This window comes from Gallionella capsiferriformans ES-2 (assembly GCF_000145255.1).
In the GTDB taxonomy this organism is placed as follows: Bacteria; Pseudomonadota; Gammaproteobacteria; order Burkholderiales; family Gallionellaceae; genus Gallionella; species Gallionella capsiferriformans.
Genome location: NC_014394.1, coordinates 2780738 through 2807577, shown reverse-complemented (window position 1 = coordinate 2807577; position 26840 = coordinate 2780738). Strand labels below are relative to the sequence as shown.

Sequence of the window (26840 nt, the reverse complement as noted above, 5' to 3'; positions counted from 1 at the left end):
ATTGATGAACAGATTTTGCACAGCAGAGCGGCGATGCAGCTTAGTTGATACGACAGAAATGGGCGAACCTGTGAGAAGTAAATTATGACGAATAAAACCGTTGCCGTCATTGGCGGTGGGCCTGCCGGGCTGATGGCCGCCGAAGTGTTGAGCCGTGAGGGCGTGCGGGTCGAGGTGTATGACGCGATGCCCACTGTCGGGCGTAAATTTTTGATGGCGGGCAAGGGCGGTATGAATATCACGCATTCCGAACCGCTGGCGACCTTCGTGTCCCGCTATGGGGCGCGTAGCGGCAACATCGCGCCTATGCTCGATGCATTCGGGCCGGACGCACTGCGTGCCTGGGTGCAGGGACTGGGCATCAATACCTTCATCGGCAGTTCAGGGCGCGTGTTTCCTGATGACATGAAGGCAGCCCCCTTGCTGCGCGCCTGGCTGCACCGGTTGCGCGAAGCGGGAGTGAAATTTCATATGAAGCATCGCTGGTGTGGATGGGAGGGGGGCGACCTTTGTTTCGAGTCACCTGATGGCCCCGTTCTGGCGCAGAGCGATGCCGTGGTGCTGGCACTGGGCGGCGGCAGCTGGGCGCGGCTGGGCTCTGACGGTGCATGGGTGCAGCATTTGACCTCACGGGGCGTTGCCGTTGCGCCGCTCAAACCTGCCAATTGCGGGTTCGAGGTGAACTGGAGTGCCTATTTTGTCGGAAAATTCGCCGGTGAGCCGATGAAATCGGTGACGGTGAGTTTTATGGACAGTACGGGTGTCTTGCATACCAAACAGGGCGATCTGATGGTGACGGAGCACGGGATCGAGGGCGGGCTGATCTACGCCTTGTCCGCTCCGCTGCGCGAGCAGATTTTGGCGGCGGGCAGCGCCATCGTTCATATCGATCTCTTGCCGGCCAAATCGCTCTCGCGTCTGGTCGGTGAGATCGATCATCCGCGCGGTTCGCGTTCGATGTCCAGTCATTTGCAGAGTCGCGCGAATCTCAAGGGCGTGAAGGTCGGCTTGCTGCGCGAACAGTTGCCGCCTGAAGATTTCGATCAGCCTGAGAAATTGGCCGCAGCAATTAAATCATTGCCGCTTACGCTGCTCGCAACACGCCCTCTGGATGAGGCGATCAGCTCGGCTGGCGGCGTGACTTTTGAGGCGCTCGATGAGCGATTGATGGTACGTGCATTGCCGGGCGTCTTTTGCGCCGGTGAAATGCTCGATTGGGAAGCCCCTACCGGCGGGTATCTGTTGACCGCTTGTTTTGCCAGCGGGCAGCGGGCGGGAGAGGGTGTGCTGGCTTGGATGAAACAGGATGCGCGATGCTAACGAATTTGAAAGCTCTTGAACCGCAAGTCGTCTGGGCGCACTTTGCCAGCCTGTGCGAAATTCCCCGTGCCTCCAAACATGAAGCAGCCCTTATTGACCATCTGATCGCATGGGCTGCCGGGCGGGGCATTGCCGCTGTGGTTGATGGCGCGGGCAATCTGATCTTGAAAAAGCCGGCCACATCGGGCTGTGAAGACCGTCCCGGCGTGATACTGCAAGCGCATCTGGACATGGTGTGTCAGGCCAATGCGGGCACGCAGCACGACTTTTTGCGCGATCCGATTCCCGTTGAGGTGCGCGACGGCTGGGTGATTGCGCCGAACACCACATTGGGTGCAGACAACGGGATCGGTGTTGCGCTCGCGCTGGCCGCATTAGATGAGCCTGATTTGAAGCATCCTGCGATCGAAGTGCTGCTGACGGTGAACGAAGAGTCGGGCATGGATGGCGCGCGGGGTTTGGCGCCCGGCACCTTGCAGGGATGCACCCTGATCAATCTGGATACCGAGGAGTGGGGGCATTTTTATCTTGGGTGTGCGGGCGGCGTGGATGTCGAAGTGCGCAGCGTGTGCGATTTTGACGCGCTGCCGTCTGATTACGTGCTGTTGCGCTTTGAGGTGTCCGGTTTGCGCGGCGGGCATTCCGGTATTGATATTCATCTGGGGCGCGGCAATGCGATTAAATTGCTGGCAGAGGCGCTGCGCGATCTGTCGGCGCATACCGATGTCAGGCTGATACGCCTGCAGGGCGGTTCGGCGCGCAATGCGATTCCGCGTGAGGCGTTTGCCGAATGTGCCCTGCCCGCTGCGATCGCCGTGAATATCGACGAGTGGGTGCAGCATCGCCATCAGGCGTGGCGCACGCGTTTTGCAACGATCGATCCGAATGTTGCCTTTTCGTGCCGGCATTTCGAGACGAGTCCGGATGCCGCTCTTTTGCAAGCTGATCAGCTGCGCGTGCTGGCCTTTCTCGACACGGTTGCCAACGGGGTATCTTGCGTCAGCCAGGATTTTCCAGGCGTCACCGACACCTCGAGCAATCTGGGGGTTGCGACCCTTGACGCAGGTGAATTTAAAGCTACCTTTAAGGTTCGTTCGCTGCGCGATGAAAGCGCCGGTGCGCTGGCGGATAAACTCGCCGTTTACGCGGCGGCTCAAGGTATGAAAGCCTTTAAGGACGGTGCCTATCCCGGTTGGACGCCTAATCCGGCGTCGCCGTTGTTAGCTTTGTGTCAGCAGGTCTACACGGCGCAGTTTGGTGAAGTCGCCGGTTTGCAGGTGATACACGCCGGTCTCGAATGCGGTCTGCTCGCATCGAGCCATCCTGATGTGGACATGATTTCATTCGGGCCCGATATACAGGGTGCGCATGCGCCCGGCGAACGCGTCCAAATTGAGTCGGTCGGACACTGCTACACCCTGCTTAAGGCTTTGTTGCAGGCGCTGTCCACGGGTCGATGAGCGCCGCAGCCGTTGATCAGTGAACCGAGTTCAGCGTGGTCGCTAAAATAGCTTCGGAGCTTTTAGGGAGTTTAAATTTGCTAAACGCGCGGTGTATCTTCTTTTCATCTATTCTGTGGCCTTTGTCCTCAAAAAAGATGCCCGCACGATGACCATTGGCCAGCATGGTGGTAAAAGCAAAGCGCCAGTTATGCGCCTCAGCCATGCGTTCGCGCAAGTCGTGCTCGTTAAAAATGACGACACCCGCTTGTTTAATTGATTCCAGAAATTGTTCAAACGAATCCGTGTCCAGCTTGCCCATTTTAGTCACCTTCGATATTTCGGCCAGTGTTAGCCATGCTGCCATTAACGCGGCAAAATGGGCTTGGTTGACAGGATGAGACGATTGCCGTTTTTTGTTGTCGACTTTTTATGAGATTTCCGAAAATTTTTACTTGTAAATCATAGGGATATTTCGCTTAAGCGAAATATAGAATTTATGCTCACTCATCATCAAGCAGGTCAGCTGGTCCGGCTGCGCTGGACGGCTTTTATCATCGTTGGCCTAGCCTACGTGTTGTCCTTTTTTCATCGTTTTGCACCGGCCGCGATATCGACCGATTTGCAGCAAACTTTTCATGCGAGTGGCGCGGAGTTAGGCGGGCTGGCGGCGACCTATTTTTATGTTTACATGGTCATGCAGATTCCCACTGGGATACTGGTCGATACGCTGGGGCCGCGTAAGGTGGTGGCCGCGGGCGGATTGATTGCGGGAGCGGGTTCGCTGCTGTTCGGCATGGCGGATACGCTGGCTGCGGCCTCGGTTGGTCGGCTGCTGGTGGGATTGGGCGTGTCAGTTACCTTTATCTCTCTGCTAAAACTCAATGCGGCCTGGTTTCACGACCGGCATTTCGCGACGATGACAGGGCTGACCATCTTGCTGGGCAATGTAGGCTCATTGCTTGCGGCCGCTCCCTTAGCCTGGGCCTTGAATTTCATCTCATGGCGCAGTGCGTTTGTCGTTGTCGGGGTGGTGTCGCTGGTTTTGGCGTTGCTGGACTGGTATCTGGTACACGATCATCCGGGGCGTGCCGGCTTGCCCAGTATGCGGGAGCTTGACGGGCGTGCGGCACATGAGGCTCATACCGGGCACTGGTATGACGGACTGCTGGTGGTGCTGAAAAATCGTGCGACCTGGCCTGGGCTTTGGGTGAATATGGGGCTGGCAGGTTCGCTGTTCGCTTTTGCCGGTTTGTGGGCGATCCCCTTTTTGCGCGATGTGTATGGCATGGATCGCTCGCAGGCGGCCAATCATACGACCGTGCTGCTGGCAGGATTTGCGATCGGCGCGTTTTTTATCGGCATGTTGTCTGACCGGATCGGGCGGCGCAAGCCTGTCATGATCGCCGGTGCGCTGGGGTATTGCCTGTGCTGGCTGCCCCTGCTGTTTGGCGTGGCGATGAGCGGCATGACGGGGTATCTTTTATTCTTCGTGATGGGGCTGTGCGCGCCGAGCTTCACCCTGAGTTGGTCTTGCGCCAAGGAGGTCAACCCGCATGCGCTATCAGGCATGGCGACCAGCGTGGTCAATATCGGTGGATTTCTCGGTACCGCGATCATGCAACCGCTGGTCGGCTGGGCGATCGATCGGGCGGGTGGCGGCGGTCTGGCTGCTTATCAGTCGGGCATTGCAATTTTGTTGGGATTTTCGCTACTGGGATTGCTCGCCACGTTGTTCATTCGTGAGACGTATTGCCGGTATGTTCAGCCTAGGTGAAAATCAGCGAGTGCTGTGCACTTTCGGATAGAATCACACCGTTATTAATCAGGAAGTGAGTTGTAGTATGAATTTAGCGCAGTTGTTTCGCCATGAGACCGAATTGAAAAAATTGGCAGCCGGTGAAGTATTGTTCAAAGAGGGGGAGTTGGGTGGCGTGATGTATGTGTTGATGTCAGGCGCGACTGAGATTGTCGTACACGGCCGGATTATGGAGACTTCTGAACCCGGCGCCATTTTGGGCGAGATGGCGATGATTGACAACGTTGCACATTCGGCAACCGTGATCGCTAAAAGCGATTGCACTTTTTTGCCTATAGATCAGAAACGCTTTAATTTCCTCATTCAACAGACACCTAACTTCGCGCTGCATGTGATGCGCGTGATGGCCGGCCGTTTGCGTAAAACGGATGCCTGTTTGTGAGATAAAGCATCAGTCATCTGATCTGAGTATGAAACATAAGAGTAATCAACAAAATCGTAAGCCGATTGCGCTGCCTGACGGTCTGCTAAGGCAGGACGACGGGGTTTTCGTCGATGTGTCGCAGTGCCCGTCTGCGAGTGAGTTTGCAAATGTGGTCAATAGTCTGTTTACTGACGGCGCGCGATTTGAGGGGCTCGATTATTCGATTTTTTCCGGTTTATTGTACGATTTTGACCGCACACTAGTCGGGTGCGGCAATCTTAATAAATTGCGGCTGGCGAATGAAGTCGTCGATTTTTCATCAGACAGGCGTGCGTTATACAAAGCGGTGAAGCTGGATGCGGATAACCGGCATGCCGTTTATTTTTTTGAGCCTGTCGAGATTGAGACGGTTGTTGAAGAACCAGTCTATGGTGAGGAAGCCGGCGTACAAGTCATTACGAGCATGGCGCGTAAAAAAGTCCGTCAGGCAACCCGGCTTGATCTGGATGAATTTATCACCGATATGTGGTTGAAGGGCGTCCGTTATGGACTTGATGTCGAGACGGTGAATGACGTGATTGTTCGCGGTAAGACGGTGCGCATGGAGATTGCCGCTCAGCTTGATGCGATCGCAGGGGCTGATGCCGAAATAGAAGAGGCGTGCGATGCTTTGCACCGGGATAATTCGCCCAAGTTGCTGTTAAATGGCAAAGCCGATCTGCGTAAGTTTCAGGATCGTTTTCCGCAAATCGCGCAGGGCGCCCGGTTGCTCAAAAAGAAAAACAGGGTATTGGGCTGTCACGGGTACACGGTCAGCGGCGAGCTGATCCCGGTTGATCTGCCGCAAGATGCGATCGACCTGTCTGCGCTGGCAGGTACGGGTACGCGTGTGGAAATTCAGGACGGCTGTGAATACATCGTCGCGAGTCAGGACGGATTTTTATCACTAAGTCTTGAGACAAATCACATTGCAGTTACGGAATCCATCGAAAATAAGGCGGGGGTCAGTCTTAAAACCACCGGCGATTTGTTGCTGGCCGGCAATGAGTTTATTGAACATGGCGAGGTTCAGGAGGGGCGGGTCGTAGAAGGAAAAAATATGACCTTTCACTCCGATGTCTACGGGGATGTGATATCGCAAGGTGGATTTATTCTGCTCGAAGCGAACCTCTCGGGTGGCAGCGCTAAAAGTTACGGCGGGGATGTGACCTCAAGCGGTCGCGCCTTCAATTCGGTCATCGAGGCGTGTTCAGGACAGGTGAACTTGCACTATGCCGAGAGTTGCCTGATCGTAGGCGAGTCGGTTGTCATCGACCGCGCAGTCAATTGTGAGATCGTTGCGAAAGAGCTTCAGATCGGTACTGCGGAAGGCTGCAATATCGCAGGGCTGAATATTCAGATCAACTCGAGCGGTGCGCGTCGTGGAAAAGAGACGCTGATTTTTATTCTGGTGCCTGATTTGTCGGTGCTGGAAGCGCAAATACAACAGATGAATTCTGAAATCGAGGGCTGTAATAAAATCGTTGCGGCCAAAGAGGCCGAACTGGTACAACTTAAATCCGATGCGGAGTTCGCCAAATATCTTGCGCTGGCAACCAGCATCCGGCAGGGGAAGATTCAGCTCAACGCGGTGCAGCAGGACGGCTGGCAAAAAATGACGGCCCGATTTGCAGGCCAGATGGGCACGGGCAGCCGTTTGACCGCCGAAAAGCGCGAGCAGGTCGCGCGGGCACAGGTTTTTATTCGTGAGCAGGCGCACTTGCTGGCGGCGCGGGAAAAATTGTGTGAAAACATTGGTTGTGAGATTACAGCGGTGGCCGGCGATACCCGCGTGCAAAGCAGGATTGCGACCTTAGCCTCGTTTCAACAGGCTAAGCCGAGTGAAATCAGAGCCCGATTGCGCGAGCAGGACATTAAATTTCAAAGTGTTTTTTCAAATGACTCGGGCGCGTTTAAGTGGAACTTCCATGACAGGGTTGCCTTTCCCACTTGAGGTGTAGAATCGGCGCATCGAGTAACTAAGGCCACACGTCGTGGCCTTCTTTGTTGTAACGCATTTCATCGGAGCATTATGTATTTGCCAGCTGCCTTTATTTCGGTTGTGCTGATCTGGTCGACGACGCCGCTCGCCATAAAATGGAGCGCGCTGGGGGCGGGATTTAGCTTTGCCGTGCTCTCGCGCATGATCATAGGCGTTGTGTTGTGCGCGCTGTTGCTGCTGCTGTTTCGCGTTCGATTCCCGCTGCATCGCCGCGCGCTGCATAGCTATCTGGCGAGTGGCTCCAGCATGTTCGGCACGATGGTGTTGGCCTATTGGGCGTCTCAATATGTCAGCTCAGGCATGATCTCGGTGCTGTTCGGCATGTCGCCGCTGATCACGAGTTTAGGTGCCATGGTGTGGCTCAAAGAGGAGGCGGTGACACGTCATAAGCTGGCGGGTATCCTGCTCGGGCTATCCGGCTTGCTGATGGTGTTTTGGGGCGCGCTGCATCTGGGCGAGGGGGCGGCACTCGGTCTGGCAGCCTTGGTGCTCGCTGTGCTGATTCAGGCGCTAGGGCTGGTCTGGATCAAGAAAGTGGGCGATAACAGCCCGCCGCTGGCAACCACGTTAGGGAGCCTGAGTGTGGGCCTGCCACTGTTTTTCCTCGCCTGGTGGCTGTCAGGGGAATCATGGTCTGCCTCGATTGAGACGCGCGCCTTGACGGCGATCGTCTATCTGGGGGTGGTCGGGTCTGTGGTGGGGTTTATGCTGTATTACTACATGATCAAACATATGGATACGGGGCGCATTGCCCTGATCAACCTGATTACGCCGGTGATGGCGCTGCTGCTGGGGCACGGATTGAATAACGAGGCGGTGTTGCCGCAAGTTTGGTTCGGTACGGTCTTTATCTTGCTGGGCTTGTGTGTGCACCGCTGGGGTGAGCGCTACATCCCGATCCTGATTCCGTCGCGTACAGAGTGAGGAGCGCTGCCGTGATAAAATCGATACTGAAAATTTCCCTGTGGTGTTTCTTGAAAAACCTTATCCTGTTGCGATTAGTGATCATGCATCAATCTGTTCTGAATGCCGTATCGATGCGGAGGTGCGTATGAGTGCCCCGCTATCTGCTGCCGCGCTGCGCCGCAAGTCGCGGATTGATGCGCTGACGGGCATAGCGTTTCCTGCCGAGCTGCCTGTCGTTGCAAGGCGGGAGGATCTGGCGCGGGCCATTCGCGATAACCAGGTCGTCATTGTTTGCGGTGAAACGGGTTCCGGCAAGACAACGCAGTTGCCGAAAATCTGTCTGACGCTGGGGCGCGGCGTGCTGGGCGCGATCGGGCATACCCAGCCGCGCCGGGTGGCGGCACGGACGGTGGCGAATCGCATCGCGGCCGAACTTAAAACTGAACTCGGTGGCCTGGTGGGTTACAAGGTGCGGTTCCACGACAAGGTCTCTGCGGATACCGTGATCAAACTGATGACGGACGGCATTTTGCTGGCGGAAATCCACAGCGATCCGCTGCTGCGCCGTTATGACACGATCATTATCGATGAAGCGCACGAGCGCAGTCTTAATATCGATTTTTTGCTGGGTTACTTAAAACAGTTACTGCCAAAACGCCGCGATCTGAAACTCATCATCACCTCTGCAACGTTAGATGCCGACCGGTTCGCCAAGCATTTCGGCGCGGTGGTAGTCGAGGTGTCGGGGCGCAGTTATCCGGTCGAAACCCGCTACCGGCCTTTGCAGATCAGCGATGAGGGCGAGGCGCAGGATGTGCCGAAAGCCGTGAGTGCCGCGCTCGATGAATTGGCCGCCGGCGGTTTGCGCGGTGATGTGCTGGTGTTCCTGCCTGGTGAGCGCGAGATACGCGATACGGCGGAAGCCTTGCGTCGCCATCATCCTAAAGGCATTGAAATCCTGCCACTGTTCTCGCGCCTGTCCGCCTCCGAGCAGGATAAGGTATTCAAGACCGGGCATGGTCGGCGCGTGGTTCTTGCGACGAATGTCGCTGAAACATCGTTAACTGTGCCTAATATTGGCTATGTGATTGACTGCGGGCTGGCAAGGGTGAATCGTTACAGCATTAGGCAGAAGGTCGAACAGCTGCATATCGAAAAAATTTCCCGCGCAGCGGCTAATCAGCGCTCGGGGCGTTGTGGCCGTGTGATGAGTGGTATTTGCATTCGTTTGTACGACGAAGCTGACTTTTTGTTGCGAAATGAGTTCACTGATCCTGAAATCTTCAGAGTGTCACTGGCTACCGTGATTTTGCGCATGAGCGCGCTGGAACTGGGTGAGATTGGCGAATTTCCGTTCATTGAACCGCCTACGCCGCGCATGATTGCAGACGGCTATCAGTTGCTATCCGAGCTAAACGCAATTGATGATGAGCGAAATTTAACCAAATTAGGTCATGAACTCGCTAAATTGCCGTTAGATCCGAAGATTTCACGACTTTTGCTGGCGGGAAGGCAATATCAGTGCCTGACGGAAATTCTGATTATTGCCAGTGCGCTATCGGTGCAAGATCCGCGTGAACGTCCGCTGGATCGTCAGGAGGCAGCCGACGCCGCGCATAAACGTTTTGCGGATGAGCGATCGGATTTTTTGGCGTTTATTAAAATGTGGGCGTGGTTTGAACAGGCGCTTGCGCACAAACAATCCAATCGCTTGTTCAGCGAAGAATGCCGCAAGAATTTCCTCTCGCCGCTGCGGCTGCGCGAGTGGCGCGAGTTGTATCAGCAGTTGCACACGCAGGTAACCGAAATGGGTATGCGTGAAAATGAGTTGCCGGCCAGCTACGAGCAAATACATAAAGCGCTGTTGTGCGGTCTGCTCGGCAATATCGGCATGAAGGGCGTAGAAGGCAATGAGTACATGGGTGCGCGCGGCATCAAATTCTTCATTGCACCTAATTCAGTCTTAGCAAAAAAAGGCGCGAAGTGGGTGATGGCAGGAGAGTTGATCGAGACGCATCGTTTGTATGCGCGCTGCGTGGCCCGAATCGAGGCCGAATGGCTGGAGGAGGTCGGCGATCATCTGATCAAGCGGCATTATTACGATCCCCATTGGGAGAAAAAGCCCGCACAAGTGGTAGCCTTCGAGCGCAGTACCTTACACGGTTTGTTGCTCAATGCCAAAAAACGCGTGCATTACGGACCGATGAATGTGCCTGAATCCCGTGAGGTGTTTATTCGTCAGGCGCTGGTAGAGGGCGAATTCGATACGCGTGCGCCGTTTTTTGCCTTCAATCAAAAACTGATCGCCGAGATCGAGGCGCTGGAGCACAAGGCGCGTCGCCCCGACGTGCTGGTGGATGACGAGCTGATTTTTGCCTTTTATGACAGTCGCATTGCGCCGCATATTCATAACGGAGCGACCTTTGAGTCGTGGCGCAAAGAGGCTGAGCGTACGGACGCCAAGCTGCTGTATTTGAAGAAAGACGATTTGATGCGTCACGAGGCGGCCGGGATTACGACCGACCAGTTTCCGCCGCAAATGAAAATCGATAATGTCAGTTTTGCGCTGAGTTACAACTTTTCGCCGGGCAAGAATGATGATGGCATCACCTTTACGGTGCCGCTGGCGCTGATCAATCAGGTGACGGCGGCCCGTTGCGAATGGCTGATTCCGGGGCTGCTACCGGAAAAGATCGTGCAACTGGTCAAGACCCTGCCGCAAAAGATTCGTCGCAATCTCGTGCCAGTACCGGAATTTGCAGCACGATTTGTGCGCGATGTGCCGCCTGCGAATCTCTCTTTGCTGCTGGCATTAGCCCGCTATATCCGCGAACAAAAACAGCTCGATGTGCCGCTGGATGCGTTTCGTCTTGAGCAGTTACCCGCACATTTGCTGATGAATTTTCGCGTGCTGGACGAGCATGGCAGGCAGTTAGGCCTGTCGCGCAATTTTGCTCAGTTGCATAGTGAACTGGCGCCGCACGCAGCGCCCGTGATCGCTGCCGTGACGGTCGATAAACAGGAACGTCTGACCGAACAGCGGCACACGACTTGGGGGTTTGGTAGCTTTGTCGATACGCGCGAGGTTGACCGTGCAGGGCAAAGAGTCACCCTGTATAACGCGCTGGTGGATGAAACCGATGCGGTCGTACTGCGCGCGTTTGATACACGCGATGCCGCAGAGGCCGCCCATCGCGCAGGTTTGCGCCGTTTGTTCATGCTGGCTCTGAAGGAGCAGGTCAAGTATCTGGAAAAAAATCTGCCCGATGCGCAGCGATTAGGGATGTTGTTCATGCCTTTTGGCACGCAGCAGGAATTGCATCAGCAGATATTGGCGATGGCGTTCGATAAGGGTTGTCTCAACGATCCGTTGCCGGTCAATGAGGCCGCCTTCATCGCCCGTGCCAAAGACGCTAAAAACCGTTTGCTGCTGATCGCGCAGGAATTGGCGCGTCTGATTGCACAGGTATTGAGCGAACATCAGGCGCTGCAAAAGTGCCTTCCGCAAATTAAATCCAGCGCGCAGGCGAGCGCCGATATACGCGCACAACTCGAATGGTTGCTGCCCAAACGTTTTGTCGCCGACACGCCCTATGAGCGCTTGCAACACGTGCCGCGCTATCTTAAAGCGATCAATCTGCGCATCGAAAAGCTGCGCAGCAATCCGGCCCGCGATGCGCAATGCATGACGCAGCTGCAACCCTTGTTGCAGGCATTACAAAAGCAGACCAAGCAGGGCAAGCCTGATCCGCGTTTCGTCGAGTTTGCCTGGTTGTTGCAGGAATTGCGCGTCTCCTTGTTTGCTCAGGAGCTTAAAACGCCGGTGATCGTGTCGGTAAAGCGACTGGAAAAAATGCTGCTGGCGATGAAGTGAAGGTGTCATGAAATCAAGGTTTGCGGTGTAGTATGAGCATCTTGTCGTCCTGCCGTGCCATTTTTGCGATTCAATATTTTAGGGAAAAGTCATGGATAAGCAATTTCGCGAAGCCGCGCTGCAATATCATCGGCTATCCCCCGCGGGAAAAATATCGGTAAATGCAACTAAGCCGATGATTACGCAGCGGGATCTAGCGCTTGCGTATTCTCCCGGTGTGGCGGCTGCGTGCGAATTGATCGTCGAAAATCCGCTTGAGGTGCGCAATATGACGGCGCGCGGCAATCTGGTCGCAGTGATCACCAACGGGACGGCAGTGCTGGGGTTGGGGGCAATCGGCCCTCTGGCGGCGAAGCCCGTCATGGAAGGCAAAGGGGTGCTGTTCAAAAAATTTGCCGGTATCGATGTGTTCGATCTGGAAATTGACGAATTAGACCCTGACAAGCTGGTCGACATCATTGCGTCGCTTGAACCCACCTTTGGCGGGATCAATCTCGAAGACATCAAGGCGCCGGAGTGTTTTTATATCGAGCGCAAGTTGCGTGAGCGGATGAAAATCCCCGTATTTCATGACGATCAGCACGGTACCTCGATCATCGTGGGGGCGGCCTTGCTCAACGGTTTGAAGGTAGTGGGCAAAAGCATCGATCAGATTAAACTGGTGGTGTCAGGCGCGGGTGCCGCGGCCTTGGCCTGTCTGGATATGCTGGTGGGTCTTGGTGTGCGCATGGAAAATATCGTGGTCACCGATATCGCAGGCGTGGTCTATCAAGGGCGGCTCGAACAGATGGATGACAACAAGGCGCGTTATGCGGTGGCAACGACAGCGCGCACCTTGGGCGAGGTGATTGCAGGCGCTGACGTATTTCTGGGGTTATCGGCGGGCGGGGTGCTCAAACCTGAGATGGTCGCGCAAATGGCCAATCAGCCGCTGATTTTCGCGCTGGCCAATCCTACACCTGAAATATTGCCGGAATTGGCACGCGCCGTGCGTCCGGATGCGATTCTTGCCACAGGGCGTTCCGATTACCCGAATCAGGTCAATAACGCGCTGTGTTTCCCCTATATTTTCAGAGGGGCGCTCGATGTCGGCGCATCAACGATCAACGAAGCGATGAAGCAGGCGGCCGTGTATGCGATTGCGGGCTTGGCGCAGGCAGAACAATCTGATGAAGTGGCCACGGCTTATGGCGACGAGGAGATGTCATTCGGCGTCGATTATCTGATTCCAAAGCCGTTTGACCCTCGCCTGATTACGCGTATTGCGCCGGCTGTGGCCCAGGCTGCGATGGACTCGGGCGTGGCCGCCAGACCGATTGCTGACATGGATGCCTATCGCGAACAGCTGCAGGGGTTTTTGTATCATTCCAATATGCTGATGAAGCCGGTATTCGAAGCGGCGCGCCGCGCACCTAAGCGTCTGGTGTATGCGGAGGGCGAAGACGTGCGGGTGCTGCACGCGGTGCAGACCGTGGTCGATGAAGGCATCGCCTATCCGATCCTGGTGGGGCGTCCTGCCGTTATCGAGCAGCGCATCGCGAAGCTTGGCTTGCGCATCCGTGCCGGGGTCGATTTTGAACTGGTGAATACCGAGAACGATCCTCGTTACCGCGAGTTTTATACCGAATACCATCGATTGACCCAGCGCCGTGGTGTCACGCTCGATTCTGCCAAGCGCGAGATGCGCAGGCGCACGACCCTGATCGCGGCGATGCTGGTGCGCACCAATCACGCGGATGCCATGCTGTGCGGCACGATTTTTCAGCCGCTGATGCACCTGCTGTATATCGATCAGGTCATCGGTCACAGTCGCGGCGTGTCCGTGTATGCTGCGATGAATATTCTGATGCTGCCGCATCACACGCTGTTTATCTGCGATACTCACGTCAATCTGGACCCTAGCGCGGAAGAAATCGCCGAGATGACGATGCTGGCCGCTGAAGAAGTGCGCCGTTTTGGCTTGCTGCCTAAGGTCGCCTTGCTGTCGCATTCGAGTTTTGGCAGTCACGACAATCCGTCTGCACGCAAGATGAGCCGGGCGCGTGAATTGCTCGAGCAGATGGCGCCGGATCTCGAAGTGGAAGGCGAATTGCACGGCGATGCGGCGCTGTCCGAGAGCCTGCGCTCAGAAATATTCCCCGCATCGCGTTTGAAGGGCTGTGCAAATTTACTGATCATGCCGAATCTGGATGCAGCGAATATTTCCTATAATTTGCTGAAAATGGCGGGAAGCAATGGCGTGACGATCGGCTCTATCCTGCTGGGGGCAAACAAGTCCGCGCATATACTGACATCGACCGCAACCGCGCGTCGTATTGTGAATATGAGTGCGCTGGCGGTGGCTGCGGTTAATACGCACTAACGCATTAGAATTTTGGAGAAAAAAATGAATAAACAGGAAGTGGCCTTGCTGGCCGAAGAAGTGGAAATGCTGATGCAGGAACGCGCATCGTTATTAAAGGTCGCGGGTGTGGCCGCTGCATTGATTTCGCATGCGAATGCGCAAGATTTGCCGCGCGAGGTTGTGGAGGATGCGGAGCGACTGTCAGAAGCCCTCAATGCCTTGCGTGAAGAGACGTTGAAGGATGCGCTGGAGGCCGTGCACGGCGAGGTGGAATAACTCACCGGCTATTTGTACAAAGGTTTAACCGGGCGGTTTTTGTGTTGACTTGCCGTGCCGTTTGTCAGCTGCATCCGGTAGGTAACTAATCGGCAAAAACGACCTTTGCTGACCAGCGGTAAGCTGTATGAAGGTATCGCTTGGAATCAACACAGGCTGGCGATTTATGTATGCCTGACGGCAGGGTGCCTTTTTTGGGATCGAAGTGGATAGCTATGTTGAACAACCTTTCAGAAGTGCAAAGTGTATCGGTCGCTATACGAGATGCGGTAGCCCCTGTTTTTTTATTAACGGGCGTCGGTTCGATTCTGGCTGTTCTGGTCAACCGGCTTGGCAGGGCGGTTGACCGCGCTCGCATACTCTATGCTATGAACGAAGCGGATGTTTTGAAATATCAAGGTGAGTTTAATATCATCGTAAGAAGAACGGCTTGGATTCGGCGTTCGATCGGGTTAATCACGCTGGCGGCACTATGTGTAAGCGTGTCCATCGTCTCCCTTTTTGTCGAGGTGAAGTTGGCGTTGAATGCGCCGGATTTTATCGCGCTGCCGTTTATCGCAGCGATGACTTTTTTAATAAGCGGACTACTTTGCTTTTTAATGGAGATATCCCTGGCTTCCAGGGAAGTCACTTTCCTCAATCCGCATAAATAGCCTCAGCGTTATATTGACTGCGGACGTCATTCCAAGGCCGCATGCGCCCGATCTTTACGGTGTATTCAGTCTTGCTCCAGCCAGCTGAGCAAAAAATCCCATTGCTCCAGTTCGCGAAAAGCCAGATAAGGTGGCAGGTCAAACAGCGACTTACCTTCAAAGGCCGCGTTGACATAGACCTGTGTTTCGCGCAGATAAGCTAAAACAGGCAGTCCTGATTCGGCCAAAAATTCTTCGAGTGTCGTCGCGGCGAGGGTGCGCGCATTCATGCGCATGCCGACGATGCCGATCTGGCAACGGCCGGCCCGGATCTCTTTTTCCTGGGCCAGTATTGCCAGAAAATCGCGGCTGGCGTTCAGATCGAATATCGATGGCGAGATGGGCACGATGATTTTGCTAGATAGTCTCAAGGCATGGGCGAGATTTTTGCCGTGCAATCCGGCTGGGCTGTCGATGACCAGATAGTCGTTGAGGCAGTCTTCGCCTTTGCTCGATTCTAGGGTGACAATTTCGGGCAAATCGGTCGGGCGGGCCGCGACCCACTGGGTGGCCGACTTTTGTCGGTCAAGATCAAGCATCGCGACGCGTTGACCTTGGTTTGCCAGAAATCCCGCGATATTGACGGATAGCGTGGTTTTTCCGCTGCCGCCTTTCGGATTTGCAATCAGTATCGTTTTCATGTTTTCCCGGATTGAGGGTGAAGCAACAGCTGTTTTTTAGCCGCGTTTACACGGTGCGCTGGTGTTATCTCGCAGGCTATGGCTATCTGTTTTGCAATGACCCGTATTGGGTTGTGCCGGTGGAAATGATAACATCAGGCGATACTTATTTGGAGAACAGCATGGCAGGTCACAGCAAATGGGCAAATATCCAGCACCGCAAGGGCAAGCAGGATGCCAAGCGCGGTAAAATTTTCACCCGTCTGATCAAGGAAATTACCGTGGCAGCCCGTATGGGTGGGTCAGATCCGACCGGTAATCCGCGTCTGCGTCTGGCGATGGACAAAGCGTATGCCAACAATATGCCCAAGGATAATGTGGAGCGCGCGATCAAACGCGGCAGCGGTGAGCTCGAAGGCGTGCAATACATGGAAATCCGCTATGAAGGCTACGGGATTAACGGTGCTGCGGTCATGGTGGATTGCATGACCGACAATAAAATGCGCGCGGTGGCCGATGTGCGCCACGCTTTCACGAAATATGGCGGCAATCTCGGGACGGACGGCTCGGTGGCATTCATGTTTGCCCATTGCGGGCAGTTGATCTTCGCGCCTGGCACGGACGAGAACGGTCTGATGGAAGTTGCACTCGATGCGGGAGCGGAAGATATTTCCACCAATGACGACGGCAGTATCGAGGTGATCACGGCTGCCAATGATTTCATTAACGTCAAACAGGCGCTGGAGACAGCGGGTTACAAGGCGGAGTTTGGCGAAGTCATTATGAAGCCTGCCAACGAAGTGATTTTTACCGGCGATGATGCCGTAAAGATGCAGAAACTGCTCGATGCGCTGGAAGATCTGGACGACGTGCAGGAAGTCTATACCACGGCAGTCATTGAGGATTGAGGAACTAGGAGTGAGGCTTGAGTTAGAGGTGGGGTCGCAGGTGTTGCTCAATCCTCGCGCCTCGATCCGTATCTTAGGGATCGATCCCGGACTGCGCATCACCGGGTTCGGGGTGATCGACAAGGTGGGTCAGCAGCTGCATTACGTTGCCAGCGGTTGCATTAAAACGCCCGCAGGCGACTTGCCGGAGCGATTGAAAGTCATCTTAAATTCACTGGGTGTCGTCATTACGCAGCATCAGCCTGATCAGGCGGCGGTCGAAAAAGTATTCGTGAATGTCAATCCGCAATCGACCTTGCTGCTGGGGCAGGCGCGGGGGGCTGCGATTTGTGCTGCGGTGCTGGCAAATTTGCCGGTCGGCGAATATACCGCGCTGCAAGTCAAACAGGCGGTGGTCGGAAACGGTCATGCAGATAAGGAACAGGTGCAACTGATGGTACAGCGTTTATTGAAATTATCCGGCACGCCCAGTCCCGATGCGGCCGATGCGCTGGCCTGTGCGATTTGTCATGCACACGGCGGTTTGGGGCTAGGCGCTTTGGCGACCAAAGGATTCCGTGTGCGCGGCGGGAGGCTGGTTTGACGCCGCAGGAGCCTTCGGTCGCCGCATTTAAAAATCCGCTCGCGCGCTATTTTGCGGCGACACGGCCTGCATTTTTGACGGCAAGTCTGATGGCTTGCCTGATAGGCTTGGCCGTGACGAAGCTGGCGGGTTCCTCCTTTGACATAATGCTTGCGCTGACTACGTTGTTGTTCGCCATGCTGGCGCACGCGGCGGCCAACGTGCTGAACGACTATTACGATGCGCAAAATGGCACGGATGCGTGTAACGTGGAGCGCATCTTTCCGTTTACCGGCGGTAGTCGTTTTATTCAGAACGGCGTGCTGACGCCGGCACAGACGCGCAACTTCGGTTTTGCTTTGCTATTTGGGGTCGCGCTGGCCGGATTGTGGCTGATGTTGCGCACGGACTTTCAGTTGGCCTACATCGGCTTGGCAGGCCTGTTTATTGGCTGGGCGTATTCTGCGCCGCCGTTTCGTCTGAACAGCCGGGGCTGGGGCGAGCTGTGCATCGTGGCGGGATTTTTGTTGATTGTCGTGGGGGCTGATTTCGTGCAGCGACGGGACTTTTCTGCTGCGCCTTTTATTGCCGGACTTTCATACGCGTTGCTGGCGGCTAATTTACTCTACATCAATCAGTTCCCCGACCGGACTGCGGATATGGCTGCCGGTAAGCTGCACTGGGTTGCGCGCCTAGACGTGCCACAGGCGCGCTGGGGCTATGTGCTGATCGTTTTGCTCGCCTACCTCTGGTTAATAATGAGCGTGGCGCTGGGCGGGCTGCCGAGGAGCGCATTAGCGGCGTTATTGGCGTTGCCGCTGAGCGTGAAGGCGGCGCATATTTTGTTGCGCCATGCCTCAGAACCGCAACAGCTGGGTGGTGCGATTAAGCTCACGATTGCGGCGATGTTGTTGCATGGTGCTTTGTTGTCGCTGGCCATTTTAATGAATAACTAATTTATTTATAAGGGATTTGTGTGATCGGTCGATTGTCGGGTATTTTGCTGGAAAAAACGCCGCCGCAGATTTTGCTGGATGTGCAAGGGGTGGGGTATGAGCTAGAGGTGCCGATGAGCACCTTTTATAATTTGCCACCGCTGCATGAAAAAGTCGTGCTGCACACGCAGCTGATTGTGCGTGAGGATGCACATCTGCTGTATGGCTTTGGCAGCACTGATGAGCGTATCGCATTTCGCCAGTTGCTTAAAATCAGCGGTGTCGGTCCCAAGCTCGCCTTGTCGGTGCTGTCGGGGCTGAGTTTGAACGATCTGGCCGACGCGGTCGCGAACAAGGAGGCGGGCCGTTTAACCAAAATTCCCGGCGTAGGCAAGAAGACCGCCGAGCGACTGCTGTTGGAATTAGAGGGTAAATTTACCGTCATGGGTGTGGCGATGGCGCATGGTGTGCCGGTCACATCGGCTAGCGGCGATATTGTTAATGCCTTGCAGGCGTTGGGCTACAACGATAAGGAAGCCGCTCTGGCAGCAAAGCAGTTACCCAAAGATGTGAGCGTCTCTGACGGGATCCGTCAGGCCCTCAAATTTTTGTCACGGGCGTAATTTATCTGTTTAACGCGCGCTAGGAGTATGCAATGAAACCGATACAAGCATTGAGCGATGCTGAAATTGATGAGTTGGATGAATTTTTGCTGTCTGACGATGTGCCGGAAAGCTGTATGGATATTTCCAGACTGGACGGATTTTTTGCAGCGCTGGTACTCAATCCAAGGCTCGTCATGCCGAGCGAATATCTGCCGTGGATATGGGATAGTGAAGAGGGCGAGGATGCTCCGGGGTTTGCCTCGATAGAACAGGCTAATCGCATCATGGCTTTGCTGATGCGCTATTACAACGGCGTGCTGGATGGGATTGCTGGCAATCGATTTTCACCGCTGTTTTATACTTTGGCGCAGGAGGATGGCAGCAAAGTCTATGAGGCGGAAGGTTGGGCAGAGGGTTTTATGCTCGGCGTATTCCTGTTTATCGACCCTTGGCGTGTGGTATTTGAGAATGAACAGGAATCGCTCTCGCCTATGGTGTTGCTGGGGACGCAACAGGGCGCTGAGTTGCTGGAAAAGAGTGCCGATGTTAAACAGGCCAGGAAAGAGGCATATGACTCGATCGCCGATGCGGTGGCGATACTTTATGAGTACTTTGCCGAGCAGCGCGAAGCCGAAACCCGTCAGCGCAGGGTGTCGCAGGCCGTCTCTGTCAAAGTGCCACCCAACGAAGAATGTCCGTGCGGTTCAGGCCTGAAATTCAAGAAATGTTGCGGCGCATCACCGACACTGCATTGAGTACGCTAAAATGCGGCTCACTTCAGAAAAATACCTATGATCCATAGCGACAATCTCACTGCCGAACCTCGTCTGACGACCCCTGCCGTTGCATCCCGTCAGGAGGAAGCGCTGGAGCGCGCCCTGCGTCCTAAGCAGCTCGACGAATATGTCGGTCAGGAAAAAATTCGCGAGCAACTGGAAATCTTTATTCAGGCGGCGAAGCAGCGTCAGGAGCCGCTTGACCATGTGCTTTTGTTTGGCCCTCCGGGCTTGGGCAAGACGACGCTGGCGCAGATTATTGCACGCGAAATGGGCGTGAATCTGCGCCACACCTCAGGACCGGTGCTGGAACGCGCCGGTGATCTGGCTGCGTTGCTGACCAACTTAGAACCCAATGATGTGCTGTTTATCGACGAAATTCATCGTCTGTCGCCGGTGGTGGAGGAAATTCTCTATCCTGCGCTGGAGGATTATCAGATCGACATCATGATCGGCGAAGGGCCGGCGGCCCGTTCGGTAAAACTCGATTTGCCGCCGTTTACCCTGGTGGGTGCGACCACCCGCGCCGGTATGCTGACCAATCCGCTGCGAGACCGTTTCGGCATCGTGTCCCGTCTTGAATTTTATACGCCTGAAGAATTGCAGCGCATCGTGATGCGTTCCTCAGGCTTGTTGGAGATGAATTTGTCGCATGATGGCGCGATGGAGATCGCCCGTCGCTCGCGCGGCACGCCGCGCATCGCCAATCGACTGCTGCGCCGGGTGCGCGACTATGCCGATGTGAAGGCGGGCGGCGACGCGACGCGACGCGTGGCGGATGCGGCGCTCACTATGCTGGACGTAGATTCGCAAGGTCTGGATGTGATGGACAGGAAGCTGCTGTTGACCATCATCGAAAAGTTTATGGGCGGCCCTGTCGGCGTCGATAATCTGGCTGCTGCCATCGGCGAGGAGCGCGACACGATCGAGGATGTGTTAGAGCCGTATCTGATTCAACAGGGTTATCTGCAACGCACGCCGCGCGGCCGCATGGCCACCGCCAATGCCTACCTGCATTTCGGCCTGACGGTGGCGAGTCATTTAGGCAGCGGAGATTTGACGGATGAATGAGCGCGCAATTTTTAACTGGCCGGTCAGGGTCTATTTCCAGGATACGGACGCGGGCGGCGTGGTTTATCATGCGAGCTATGTGAACTTTATGGAGCGCGCACGGACTGAGTGGTTGCGCGCCTGTGGTTACAGCAACGCGGGGCTGATGAAAGAGTTCGGCGTGATGTTTGTGGTGCGCACCATGAAGCTCGATTATTTGAAGCCGGCAGAGTTAGACGATATGTTAAACGTTACTGCGCAAGTGATGGATATCGGGCGCTCTCGCCTGACCTTGCAGCAAAGCGTGCACCGTCATGATGAATTGCTGACGACCGGTGAAGTGCATCTGGTGTGCGTCTCAAGACAGACGTTCAAGCCTGTCAGGGTGCCTGACGCGCTGAGCTCAAAATGGAAAAATTAGGAAAGGCAGCTATGGAAGTGACTCAGGATTTATCGTTTATACATCTGATCAGCAACGCCAGCGTGCTGGTGCAATTGGTGATGGGCTTGCTGTTATTTGTATCCATGATGTCCTGGTGGTACATCTTTATGAAGATGTTTGCGATCCGGCGCGAGAAAAGGCTCACCGCTGAGTTTGAAGAAACGTTCTGGCGCAATCCCAACCTCAATGAAGTTTACAAGACGGTCAGCAATACCTCGCGATCCGATCAGGGCGCGCTCGAACGAATTTTTGCGGCCGGTTTTGTTGAGTTCGTTAAATTGAAAAAACAGCACGGCGTGGATGCTGCCGCTGTGATGGAAGGGACGCGACGTGCGATGCGCGCCACTTACCAGCGTGAGATGGACCATCTGGAATCGCATCTGGCGTTTTTGGCATCGGTCGGCTCAGTCAGTCCCTATGTCGGATTATTCGGGACGGTGTGGGGCATCATGAATGCGTTCCGCGGATTGGCGAACGTGGGGCAAGCCACGCTGGCGCACGTCGCGCCCGGCATTGCCGAGGCACTTGTTGCAACCGCGATGGGGCTGTTCGCCGCCATTCCGGCGGTGGTGGCGTATAACCGCTATGCGCACGATATCGAACGGCTCTCGACGCGCTTCGAGAGTTTTACCGAAGAATTCTCCAACGTCTTGCAGCGCCAGCCATGAGATCCGGCATGCGTAGCAAAAATCGTCTGATGAACGATATCAACGTCGTGCCGTACATCGACGTGATGTTGGTGTTGCTGGTGATCTTCATGGTGACGGCGCCGATGATGAACCCGGGACAGGTCGATTTGCCGCAGGTCAGTAAATCCTCCACGCCCGCCCCGGCGCCGCTGGAAGTTATTATCAAAAAGGACAGTACGCTGGCGCTGCGTGACCACGCCAAGGGCGATGAAGAAACCCAGGTGTCGCGCGAGGAACTGGTGTCTATTCTCAAATCGAGACAGGCGCTACAGAGCGAGCAGGCGGTGGTGATTTCGGCTGATAAGAGCGTGCGTTATGAAGAAGTGATCAATGTGATGGACGTGCTGCAACAGCAACACATCAAAAAAGTTGGTCTGTTGACACAGGCGAAATGAATACGGTTGTTTATCAGGACCTATACCGGCTTCCGGCCTGCCTGCTGGCAGTGCTGGTGCACGGCGCATTTTTGGCGTTGTTGTATTTTGGCTTTTCATGGCAGACCGAACCGCCCGTTGTTATGAGTGTGGAGTTGTGGCAAAGCATGCCCGATAGTGCGCCAGCAACGCCGGTAGAGGCTCGAGTCGAGGAAGTCGCACCCGTTGAGCCTGAGGTGGAAATCAAGCCTGAAATTGTGGTTCCTGATAAAAAGCCTGAAAAAAAGCCCGAAAAGAAACCGGAGATTAAGCCCCCGGAAAAAAAGCCCGAGATTAAGCCTGTGGTGAAACCCGAGGTAAAAAAGCCGCTTGATGTGAAAAAAACAGCGCCTCAGCCGGCTCAGCCATCGGCCGCAGAGCAGCAGGCCGCACGCGATAAGGCCACACAAGAGGCAGCTACTGGACGCGTTGTCGATGAGTTCGTCGGCAAGATTCAGGGCAAGATTAGGCGCAATGTGGTTGAGCCGCCCGATGTATCAAAAGAGGCGCGCGCCGAATTTTTAGTGACGGTGCTGCCTGGGGGGCGCGTGTTGCCCCCCAGATTGTTAAAGTCGAGCGGCAATCCCGCTTATGACAATGCGGTCGAACGGGCAATTTTAAAATCAGACCCGCTGCCGCTGCCGGCAGACGCGGCGCTTTTTAATCGTTTTCGTGAATTAAAGCTGGGTTTTCAGCCGGATAATAAATAGGGGTGTGTATGTTGAAAGTATTGTCTGGTCTGTTGGGCTTGTTGATGTTGGCGCATATGTCGATGGCGAGCGCTGCGTTGAATATCGAAATCATCGGTGCGGGTGAACATCAGATTCCAGTATCGCTGGTGCCGATGGGGGGAGATGCGAAGCTGGCGCAAGAGATCAACGAGGTGGTCAGCGGTGATTTGCTGCGTACTGGATTGTTTCGTCTGGTGGATACGACGGGTAAGGCGCCGCATGAACCGGCTGAGGTGAATTATACCGACTGGCAATTGCGAGGCGCCGAGGCGCTGGCGATAGGGACGGTCAGTTTGCAGGCGAGCGGGCGGATAGAGGCGCGCTTTCGCTTGCTTGACGTGCTCAAACATGTCGAACTGGTCGGGCAGGCAGTGTCGGTCGGCAACGGTCAGGTTCGTGCCGTGGGGCATAGGATTGCTGATCTGATCTATGAAAAGCTGACCGGTAATCCGGGTGTGTTCAGTACGCGGATTGCCTATGTGAATCGTCAGGGGCGTTCGTTCCGTCTGATCGTTGCCGACAGCGACGGGTATAACGAGCAAATCGTATTGAAACAAAATGAGCCCATCATGTCGCCTTCATGGTCGCCGGACGGCAGTCATCTGGCTTACGTGAGCTTTGAGACCGGGCATGCCGCCGTGTTTGTGCAATCTTTGTACACCAATTTGCGTAAGGTCGTGGCGGACTATCGCGGCAGTAACAGTGCGCCTGCCTGGTCGCCGGATGGACGGCAGCTGGCGGTTGTGCTGACTCGCGATGGTGGTTCACAGATCTATCTGATGCGCCCCGATGGTAGTGAGCTACGCCGGATCAGTTTCAGCGGCGGGATTGATACTGAGCCAAATTTTTCACCTGATGGACTATCTTTGTTGTTTACCTCTGACAGAGGTGGCAGTGCGCAGGTTTATCGCATGCCGGTGGAAGGAGGGGGCGCGCAGCGAATGACCTTTGCATCTGGCAGTTGTTTTTCACCTCGTTATAGTCCGGATGGCAAGTCATTTGTGTTCACACATTTGAGTGGTGGTCGTTTTTATATTTCGGTACAAGATTTTCAAACAGGGCAGGCGGAAGCCTTGACTGAGGGGGGCTGGGAGAAAAAACCGAGTTATGCGCCAAATGGAAAACTCATCCTGTTTGCCAGCGAAGCGCGCGGTCGTGGTATATTGGCGACCGTGTCCAGCGATGGCCGTGTCAAGCAGCATATGTTTACGCAAAGCGGCGATGCACGTGAGCCAGTGTGGGGACCCAATCTTTAAATTAACCAAAACTTGAGGGAAATTGCCATGAAGAAACTAGTTATCAGTATCGTTTTGTTGAACTTGCTCGCCGCATGTGCAAGCCAAAAGCCACACGAAACAGCAGCACCTGCTCCTGTAGCTAAGGCTGCAGATGTTGTGACAGCACCGGCAACATCGACTTCGACAGAGGTTGATGCGCTGAATGATCCAAAGAGTATTCTGGCTGGCCGTAGTGTGTTTTACCCGTTCGACGTTTCTGCAGTGCAAGATGCTGACAAGCCTCTGGTTCAAGCGCATGCCAAATATTTGAGTGAGCATGCTAACCGTACCGTGAAGCTGGAAGGCAATTGCGATGAGCGCGGCAGCAATGAATACAATCTGGGTTTGGGACAGCGTCGTGCTGACGGCGTACAAAAGATGCTTGAATTGGGTGGTGCGAAAGCCGCTCAGGTAACCAGCGTTAGCTACGGCGAAGAGATGCCTAAGGCTGCCGGTCACGATGAAGCATCATGGTCGCAAAATCGCCGCACTGACCTGAACTACAAGGCCAAGTAATTCCATGCAAAAGCTACGCGCCTTGATGTTGCTGGGTTTCTGTATCGCGTCTCCCGTTCAGGCGGGGTTGTTTTCGGACGACGATGCGCGAAAAAGTATCCAGCAGGTCGAGGCGCGTGTGCTTGTGTTAGAAGAGCAAGATAAGTTACAGACCAAGTCCATTTTCGATTTGCAAGGGCAGATTGATATGTTGAACGGTGAGCTGCGCAAATTGCGCGGACAGAATGAAGAGACAGCGCACGGCTTGCAAGATGCCGAAAAGCGAGAAAAAGATTTTTATGTAGATTTGGATACGCGTTTGCGTCATTTCGAATCACAGGAAGTATCCGTTCAACCCAAAGCGGAGCCAGCTGTATCCGGCGATCCCGACGATCCTGCAGCTGAAAATCGTGCCATTGAAGCGGCGTATAGTCTGTTTAAAGCAGCAAACTATGCCAATGCAGCAAAAGCATTGCAAGAGTTTATAAAAAAATATCCTGCCTCGGTACATATCCCGAATGCCGCCTACTGGCTGGGAGAGACGCAGTTTGCGCTGAAGGATTATAAGGGCGCGCTCGTCACTTACCGCGCCTTGCTCAAAGCTTCGCCAGACACAGCCAGAGCACCGGATGTGTTATTCGGCATTGCCGGATCCCAGCAGGAGTTGAAGGCGGTAACGCAGGCTGCTGCAACGCTGAAGCAATTGGTCGGCAAATATCCCGACAGCGCTGCCGCTGCCAAAGCAAAAAAAATACTCGCTAAGTAGTTTCTATGTCCGAACAAAATTCAGCTGCGCAGCTGCGCATTACCGAGATTTTTTTTTCCCTGCAAGGTGAGACACGTCTGATTGGTTTGCCGACAGTGTTCGTCAGACTGACCGGTTGTCCGTTGCGCTGTGTGTATTGCGATACCGCTTACGCCTTTAGCGGTGGAAAAAATCATACGCTGGCTGAGATACTGCAGCAAGTTGCGCAATATAAGACGCGCTATGTCACCGTGACCGGTGGCGAGCCGCTGGCACAGCGCAACTGTCTGCCGCTGCTCAAGGCGCTTTGCGATGCAGGCTATCAGGTCTCGCTGGAGACAAGCGGTGCGCTGGATATTGGTGCGGTCGATGCGCGTGTGATGCGCGTAGTGGATATCAAGACGCCCGCCTCCGGCGAGGTCGACAAGAACCGCTGGGAAAATCTCGCCATCCTGACGCCGCAAGATGAAATCAAATTTGTACTGTGCGACGAAAACGATTACGACTGGGCCTGCCAGATTCTTGCACAATATCATCTGGCCGACCAGTGTCCGGTATTGTTTTCGCCAGCGCAGGGAGATCTGGATCCGACGCAGTTGGCGGACTGGATTTTGCGGGATGGACTGCCGGTGCGCTTTCAGCTGCAACTTCACAAAATACTTTGGAATAATGAGGCGGGGCATTAATGAAAAATGCGGTCGTGCTGTTATCGGGCGGGCTTGATTCGGCAACGGTGCTGGCGATGGCACGCGCTCAGGGGTATACCTGCTATGCGCTCAGCGTGGATTATGGTCAGCGCCATCACTCAGAGCTGGCGGCAGCGCAACGTGTCGCTGAAACGCTGGGTGCTCGCGAGCACCGGGTTGTGAATATCGACCTGACCGGTTTTGGCGGCTCGGCGTTAACGGATAACAATATTGCCGTGCCTGAACACGCGTCTGCCGGTATTCCGCTGACCTATGTTCCTGCGCGCAACACCATCATGTTGTCGCTTGCGCTAGCTTGGGCTGAGGTGCTGCGCGCGCAGGATATTTTTATCGGCGTGAATGCGGTGGATTATTCTGGCTATCCCGATTGTCGCCCGGCCTATATCGAGGCGTTCGAACGCATGGCGAATCTTGCAACGCAGGCGGCCGTCGAAGGGCATCCGTTGACCTTGCACGCGCCCTTGTTGCATCTGTCCAAGGCTGACATTATTAAAAGTGGCAGCTTGCTGAGCGTGGATTATGCCGCGACGGTTTCCTGTTATCAGGCGGATGATTTGGGGCGGGCATGCGGTGTGTGCGACTCTTGCCGCCTGCGCAGTGCGGGTTTTGCTGCTGCCGGTGTGAGTGATCCGACCCGTTATCGTAAATTAAATTGAATTATTGAGCATTCTTCGTTGACAGCGCTCTCCTAATGCGTATAATTCGGCCTCCTTGCAGCGGGTCGGTAGCTCAGCCGGTAGAGCAGCGGACTTTTAATCCGTTGGTCGCGAGTTCGAATCTCGCCCGACCCACCAGTTTGCAAATGATGTT

At 54.9% G+C, this 26840-nt stretch carries 27 protein-coding genes and 1 tRNA gene; 26 read left to right on the top strand and 2 right to left on the bottom strand.

Features of this window, described 5'->3' with window-relative positions; all coding sequences use genetic code 11:
• Positions 1 to 84 precede the first annotated feature (84 nt).
• Positions 85 to 1320 (top strand): TIGR03862 family flavoprotein, encoded by a 1236-nt coding sequence (locus GALF_RS12980; RefSeq protein WP_013294523.1) that lies wholly within the window; start codon positions 85 to 87, stop codon positions 1318 to 1320.
• Entirely contained in the window at positions 1314 to 2780 is a 1467-nt protein-coding gene (locus GALF_RS12975; protein ID WP_013294522.1) for an aminoacyl-histidine dipeptidase, read from the top strand. Before GALF_RS12980 ends, GALF_RS12975 begins: the two co-directional genes overlap by 7 nt.
• A gap of 16 nt (positions 2781 to 2796) precedes the next feature.
• On the opposite strand, the gene GALF_RS12970 is transcribed toward GALF_RS12975, so the two are convergent.
• Positions 2797 to 3126: a hypothetical protein gene (locus GALF_RS12970; protein ID WP_223293706.1), complete on the bottom strand. Its 330-nt coding sequence runs from the start codon at positions 3124 to 3126 to the stop codon at positions 2797 to 2799.
• Between the two features lie 132 nt (positions 3127 to 3258).
• Here GALF_RS12970 and GALF_RS12965 point away from each other — a divergent pair, with 132 nt between their 5' ends.
• The 8 genes from GALF_RS12965 (at position 3259) to GALF_RS12930 (ending at position 15036) form a co-directional block, all read left to right on the top strand.
• Entirely contained in the window at positions 3259 to 4536 is a 1278-nt protein-coding gene (locus tag GALF_RS12965) for an MFS transporter (protein ID WP_013294520.1), read from the top strand.
• A 67-nt stretch (positions 4537 to 4603) separates the two neighbouring features.
• Positions 4604 to 4960, top strand: coding sequence for a cyclic nucleotide-binding domain-containing protein (locus GALF_RS12960; RefSeq protein WP_013294519.1), 357 nt, complete (start codon positions 4604 to 4606; stop codon positions 4958 to 4960).
• Between the two features lie 28 nt (positions 4961 to 4988).
• Complete coding sequence (locus GALF_RS12955; protein WP_013294518.1) at positions 4989 to 6935, top strand: flagellar assembly protein A; 1947 nt, start codon at positions 4989 to 4991, stop codon at positions 6933 to 6935.
• A gap of 78 nt (positions 6936 to 7013) precedes the next feature.
• Positions 7014 to 7907 (top strand): DMT family transporter, encoded by an 894-nt coding sequence (locus GALF_RS12950; RefSeq protein WP_013294517.1) that lies wholly within the window; start codon positions 7014 to 7016, stop codon positions 7905 to 7907.
• 127 nt (positions 7908 to 8034) lie between these two features.
• Entirely contained in the window at positions 8035 to 11763 is a 3729-nt protein-coding gene (gene hrpA, locus GALF_RS12945) for an ATP-dependent RNA helicase HrpA (protein WP_013294516.1), read from the top strand.
• 91 nt (positions 11764 to 11854) lie between these two features.
• Entirely contained in the window at positions 11855 to 14125 is a 2271-nt protein-coding gene (locus GALF_RS12940; RefSeq protein WP_013294515.1) for an NADP-dependent malic enzyme, read from the top strand.
• Between the two features lie 24 nt (positions 14126 to 14149).
• Positions 14150 to 14383, top strand: coding sequence for a hypothetical protein (locus GALF_RS12935; protein WP_013294514.1), 234 nt, complete (start codon positions 14150 to 14152; stop codon positions 14381 to 14383).
• A gap of 140 nt (positions 14384 to 14523) precedes the next feature.
• A complete protein-coding gene (locus tag GALF_RS12930) occupies positions 14524 to 15036 on the top strand; it encodes a DUF2721 domain-containing protein (RefSeq protein ID WP_223293705.1) in 513 nt (170 codons plus the stop codon).
• A 65-nt stretch (positions 15037 to 15101) separates the two neighbouring features.
• Here the strand turns inward: GALF_RS12930 and GALF_RS12925 are convergent, their stop codons facing one another.
• Positions 15102 to 15716, bottom strand: coding sequence for a ParA family protein (locus GALF_RS12925; protein ID WP_013294512.1), 615 nt, complete (start codon positions 15714 to 15716; stop codon positions 15102 to 15104).
• Between the two features lie 161 nt (positions 15717 to 15877).
• Between GALF_RS12925 and GALF_RS12920 the strand changes: the two genes are divergently transcribed.
• The 16 genes from GALF_RS12920 to GALF_RS12845 all read left to right on the top strand — a co-directional run bounded on the left by GALF_RS12920 (position 15878) and on the right by GALF_RS12845 (position 26824).
• On the top strand, positions 15878 to 16603 hold the full coding sequence (locus GALF_RS12920) for a YebC/PmpR family DNA-binding transcriptional regulator (protein WP_013294511.1): 726 nt from the start codon (positions 15878 to 15880) through the stop codon (positions 16601 to 16603).
• A gap of 10 nt (positions 16604 to 16613) precedes the next feature.
• Positions 16614 to 17186 (top strand): crossover junction endodeoxyribonuclease RuvC, encoded by a 573-nt coding sequence (ruvC, locus tag GALF_RS12915; RefSeq protein WP_013294510.1) that lies wholly within the window; start codon positions 16614 to 16616, stop codon positions 17184 to 17186.
• Positions 17183 to 18121 (top strand): prenyltransferase, encoded by a 939-nt coding sequence (locus tag GALF_RS12910; RefSeq protein ID WP_013294509.1) that lies wholly within the window; start codon positions 17183 to 17185, stop codon positions 18119 to 18121. Before ruvC ends, GALF_RS12910 begins: the two co-directional genes overlap by 4 nt.
• A 20-nt stretch (positions 18122 to 18141) precedes the next feature.
• Positions 18142 to 18723 carry a Holliday junction branch migration protein RuvA gene (gene ruvA / locus GALF_RS12905; protein ID WP_013294508.1) on the top strand — a complete coding sequence of 194 codons (582 nt, stop codon included), beginning with the start codon at positions 18142 to 18144 and terminating at the stop codon, positions 18721 to 18723.
• A gap of 32 nt (positions 18724 to 18755) precedes the next feature.
• A complete protein-coding gene (locus tag GALF_RS12900) occupies positions 18756 to 19460 on the top strand; it encodes a UPF0149 family protein (protein ID WP_013294507.1) in 705 nt (234 codons plus the stop codon).
• A 36-nt stretch (positions 19461 to 19496) separates the two neighbouring features.
• The gene (ruvB, locus tag GALF_RS12895) at positions 19497 to 20552 is read left to right on the top strand and encodes a Holliday junction branch migration DNA helicase RuvB (RefSeq protein ID WP_013294506.1); all 1056 of its coding nucleotides are present in this window, start codon (positions 19497 to 19499) and stop codon (positions 20550 to 20552) included.
• Positions 20545 to 20952, top strand: coding sequence for a tol-pal system-associated acyl-CoA thioesterase (gene ybgC, locus GALF_RS12890; protein ID WP_013294505.1), 408 nt, complete (start codon positions 20545 to 20547; stop codon positions 20950 to 20952). Before ruvB ends, ybgC begins: the two co-directional genes overlap by 8 nt.
• 11 nt (positions 20953 to 20963) lie before the next feature.
• Positions 20964 to 21641, top strand: coding sequence for a protein TolQ (gene tolQ / locus GALF_RS12885; protein WP_013294504.1), 678 nt, complete (start codon positions 20964 to 20966; stop codon positions 21639 to 21641).
• 8 nt (positions 21642 to 21649) lie between these two features.
• A complete protein-coding gene (gene tolR / locus GALF_RS12880) occupies positions 21650 to 22057 on the top strand; it encodes a protein TolR (RefSeq protein WP_013294503.1) in 408 nt (135 codons plus the stop codon).
• The gene (locus tag GALF_RS12875) at positions 22054 to 22785 is read left to right on the top strand and encodes an energy transducer TonB (RefSeq protein ID WP_013294502.1); all 732 of its coding nucleotides are present in this window, start codon (positions 22054 to 22056) and stop codon (positions 22783 to 22785) included. Before tolR ends, GALF_RS12875 begins: the two co-directional genes overlap by 4 nt.
• An 8-nt stretch (positions 22786 to 22793) precedes the next feature.
• Entirely contained in the window at positions 22794 to 24062 is a 1269-nt protein-coding gene (gene tolB / locus GALF_RS12870; RefSeq protein ID WP_013294501.1) for a Tol-Pal system beta propeller repeat protein TolB, read from the top strand.
• A gap of 27 nt (positions 24063 to 24089) precedes the next feature.
• Positions 24090 to 24599 (top strand): peptidoglycan-associated lipoprotein Pal, encoded by a 510-nt coding sequence (pal, locus tag GALF_RS12865; protein ID WP_013294500.1) that lies wholly within the window; start codon positions 24090 to 24092, stop codon positions 24597 to 24599.
• Positions 24600 to 24603: 4 nt separating this feature from the next.
• Positions 24604 to 25344 (top strand): tol-pal system protein YbgF, encoded by a 741-nt coding sequence (gene ybgF / locus GALF_RS12860; RefSeq protein WP_013294499.1) that lies wholly within the window; start codon positions 24604 to 24606, stop codon positions 25342 to 25344.
• Between the two features lie 5 nt (positions 25345 to 25349).
• On the top strand, positions 25350 to 26009 hold the full coding sequence (queE, locus tag GALF_RS12855) for a 7-carboxy-7-deazaguanine synthase QueE (RefSeq protein WP_013294498.1): 660 nt from the start codon (positions 25350 to 25352) through the stop codon (positions 26007 to 26009).
• Positions 26009 to 26686, top strand: coding sequence for a 7-cyano-7-deazaguanine synthase QueC (queC, locus tag GALF_RS12850; protein WP_013294497.1), 678 nt, complete (start codon positions 26009 to 26011; stop codon positions 26684 to 26686). Before queE ends, queC begins: the two co-directional genes overlap by 1 nt.
• A 62-nt stretch (positions 26687 to 26748) precedes the next feature.
• A tRNA-Lys gene (locus GALF_RS12845) sits at positions 26749 to 26824 on the top strand.
• Positions 26825 to 26840: the final 16 nt, after the last annotated feature.

Excerpts from the sequence above, each read along its gene's own strand:
- GALF_RS12980 (WP_013294523.1), top strand. The coding sequence starts at position 85 with ATGACGAATAAAACCGTTGCCGTCATTGGCGGTGGGCCTGCCGGGCTG.
- GALF_RS12975 (WP_013294522.1), top strand. The coding sequence starts at position 1,314 with ATGCTAACGAATTTGAAAGCTCTTGAACCGCAAGTCGTCTGGGCGCAC.
- GALF_RS12970 (WP_223293706.1), bottom strand. The coding sequence starts at position 3,126 with ATGGCAGCATGGCTAACACTGGCCGAAATATCGAAGGTGACTAAAATG.
- GALF_RS12965 (WP_013294520.1), top strand. The coding sequence starts at position 3,259 with ATGCTCACTCATCATCAAGCAGGTCAGCTGGTCCGGCTGCGCTGGACG.
- GALF_RS12960 (WP_013294519.1), top strand. The coding sequence starts at position 4,604 with ATGAATTTAGCGCAGTTGTTTCGCCATGAGACCGAATTGAAAAAATTG.
- GALF_RS12955 (WP_013294518.1), top strand. The coding sequence starts at position 4,989 with ATGAAACATAAGAGTAATCAACAAAATCGTAAGCCGATTGCGCTGCCT.
- GALF_RS12950 (WP_013294517.1), top strand. The coding sequence starts at position 7,014 with ATGTATTTGCCAGCTGCCTTTATTTCGGTTGTGCTGATCTGGTCGACG.
- hrpA (WP_013294516.1), top strand. The coding sequence starts at position 8,035 with ATGAGTGCCCCGCTATCTGCTGCCGCGCTGCGCCGCAAGTCGCGGATT.
- GALF_RS12940 (WP_013294515.1), top strand. The coding sequence starts at position 11,855 with ATGGATAAGCAATTTCGCGAAGCCGCGCTGCAATATCATCGGCTATCC.
- GALF_RS12935 (WP_013294514.1), top strand. The coding sequence starts at position 14,150 with ATGAATAAACAGGAAGTGGCCTTGCTGGCCGAAGAAGTGGAAATGCTG.
- GALF_RS12925 (WP_013294512.1), bottom strand. The coding sequence starts at position 15,716 with ATGAAAACGATACTGATTGCAAATCCGAAAGGCGGCAGCGGAAAAACC.
- GALF_RS12920 (WP_013294511.1), top strand. The coding sequence starts at position 15,878 with ATGGCAGGTCACAGCAAATGGGCAAATATCCAGCACCGCAAGGGCAAG.
- GALF_RS12900 (WP_013294507.1), top strand. The coding sequence starts at position 18,756 with ATGAAACCGATACAAGCATTGAGCGATGCTGAAATTGATGAGTTGGAT.
- ruvB (WP_013294506.1), top strand. The coding sequence starts at position 19,497 with ATGATCCATAGCGACAATCTCACTGCCGAACCTCGTCTGACGACCCCT.
- ybgC (WP_013294505.1), top strand. The coding sequence starts at position 20,545 with ATGAATGAGCGCGCAATTTTTAACTGGCCGGTCAGGGTCTATTTCCAG.
- tolQ (WP_013294504.1), top strand. The coding sequence starts at position 20,964 with ATGGAAGTGACTCAGGATTTATCGTTTATACATCTGATCAGCAACGCC.
- tolR (WP_013294503.1), top strand. The coding sequence starts at position 21,650 with ATGCGTAGCAAAAATCGTCTGATGAACGATATCAACGTCGTGCCGTAC.
- GALF_RS12875 (WP_013294502.1), top strand. The coding sequence starts at position 22,054 with ATGAATACGGTTGTTTATCAGGACCTATACCGGCTTCCGGCCTGCCTG.
- tolB (WP_013294501.1), top strand. The coding sequence starts at position 22,794 with ATGTTGAAAGTATTGTCTGGTCTGTTGGGCTTGTTGATGTTGGCGCAT.
- pal (WP_013294500.1), top strand. The coding sequence starts at position 24,090 with ATGAAGAAACTAGTTATCAGTATCGTTTTGTTGAACTTGCTCGCCGCA.
- ybgF (WP_013294499.1), top strand. The coding sequence starts at position 24,604 with ATGCAAAAGCTACGCGCCTTGATGTTGCTGGGTTTCTGTATCGCGTCT.
- queE (WP_013294498.1), top strand. The coding sequence starts at position 25,350 with ATGTCCGAACAAAATTCAGCTGCGCAGCTGCGCATTACCGAGATTTTT.
- queC (WP_013294497.1), top strand. The coding sequence starts at position 26,009 with ATGAAAAATGCGGTCGTGCTGTTATCGGGCGGGCTTGATTCGGCAACG.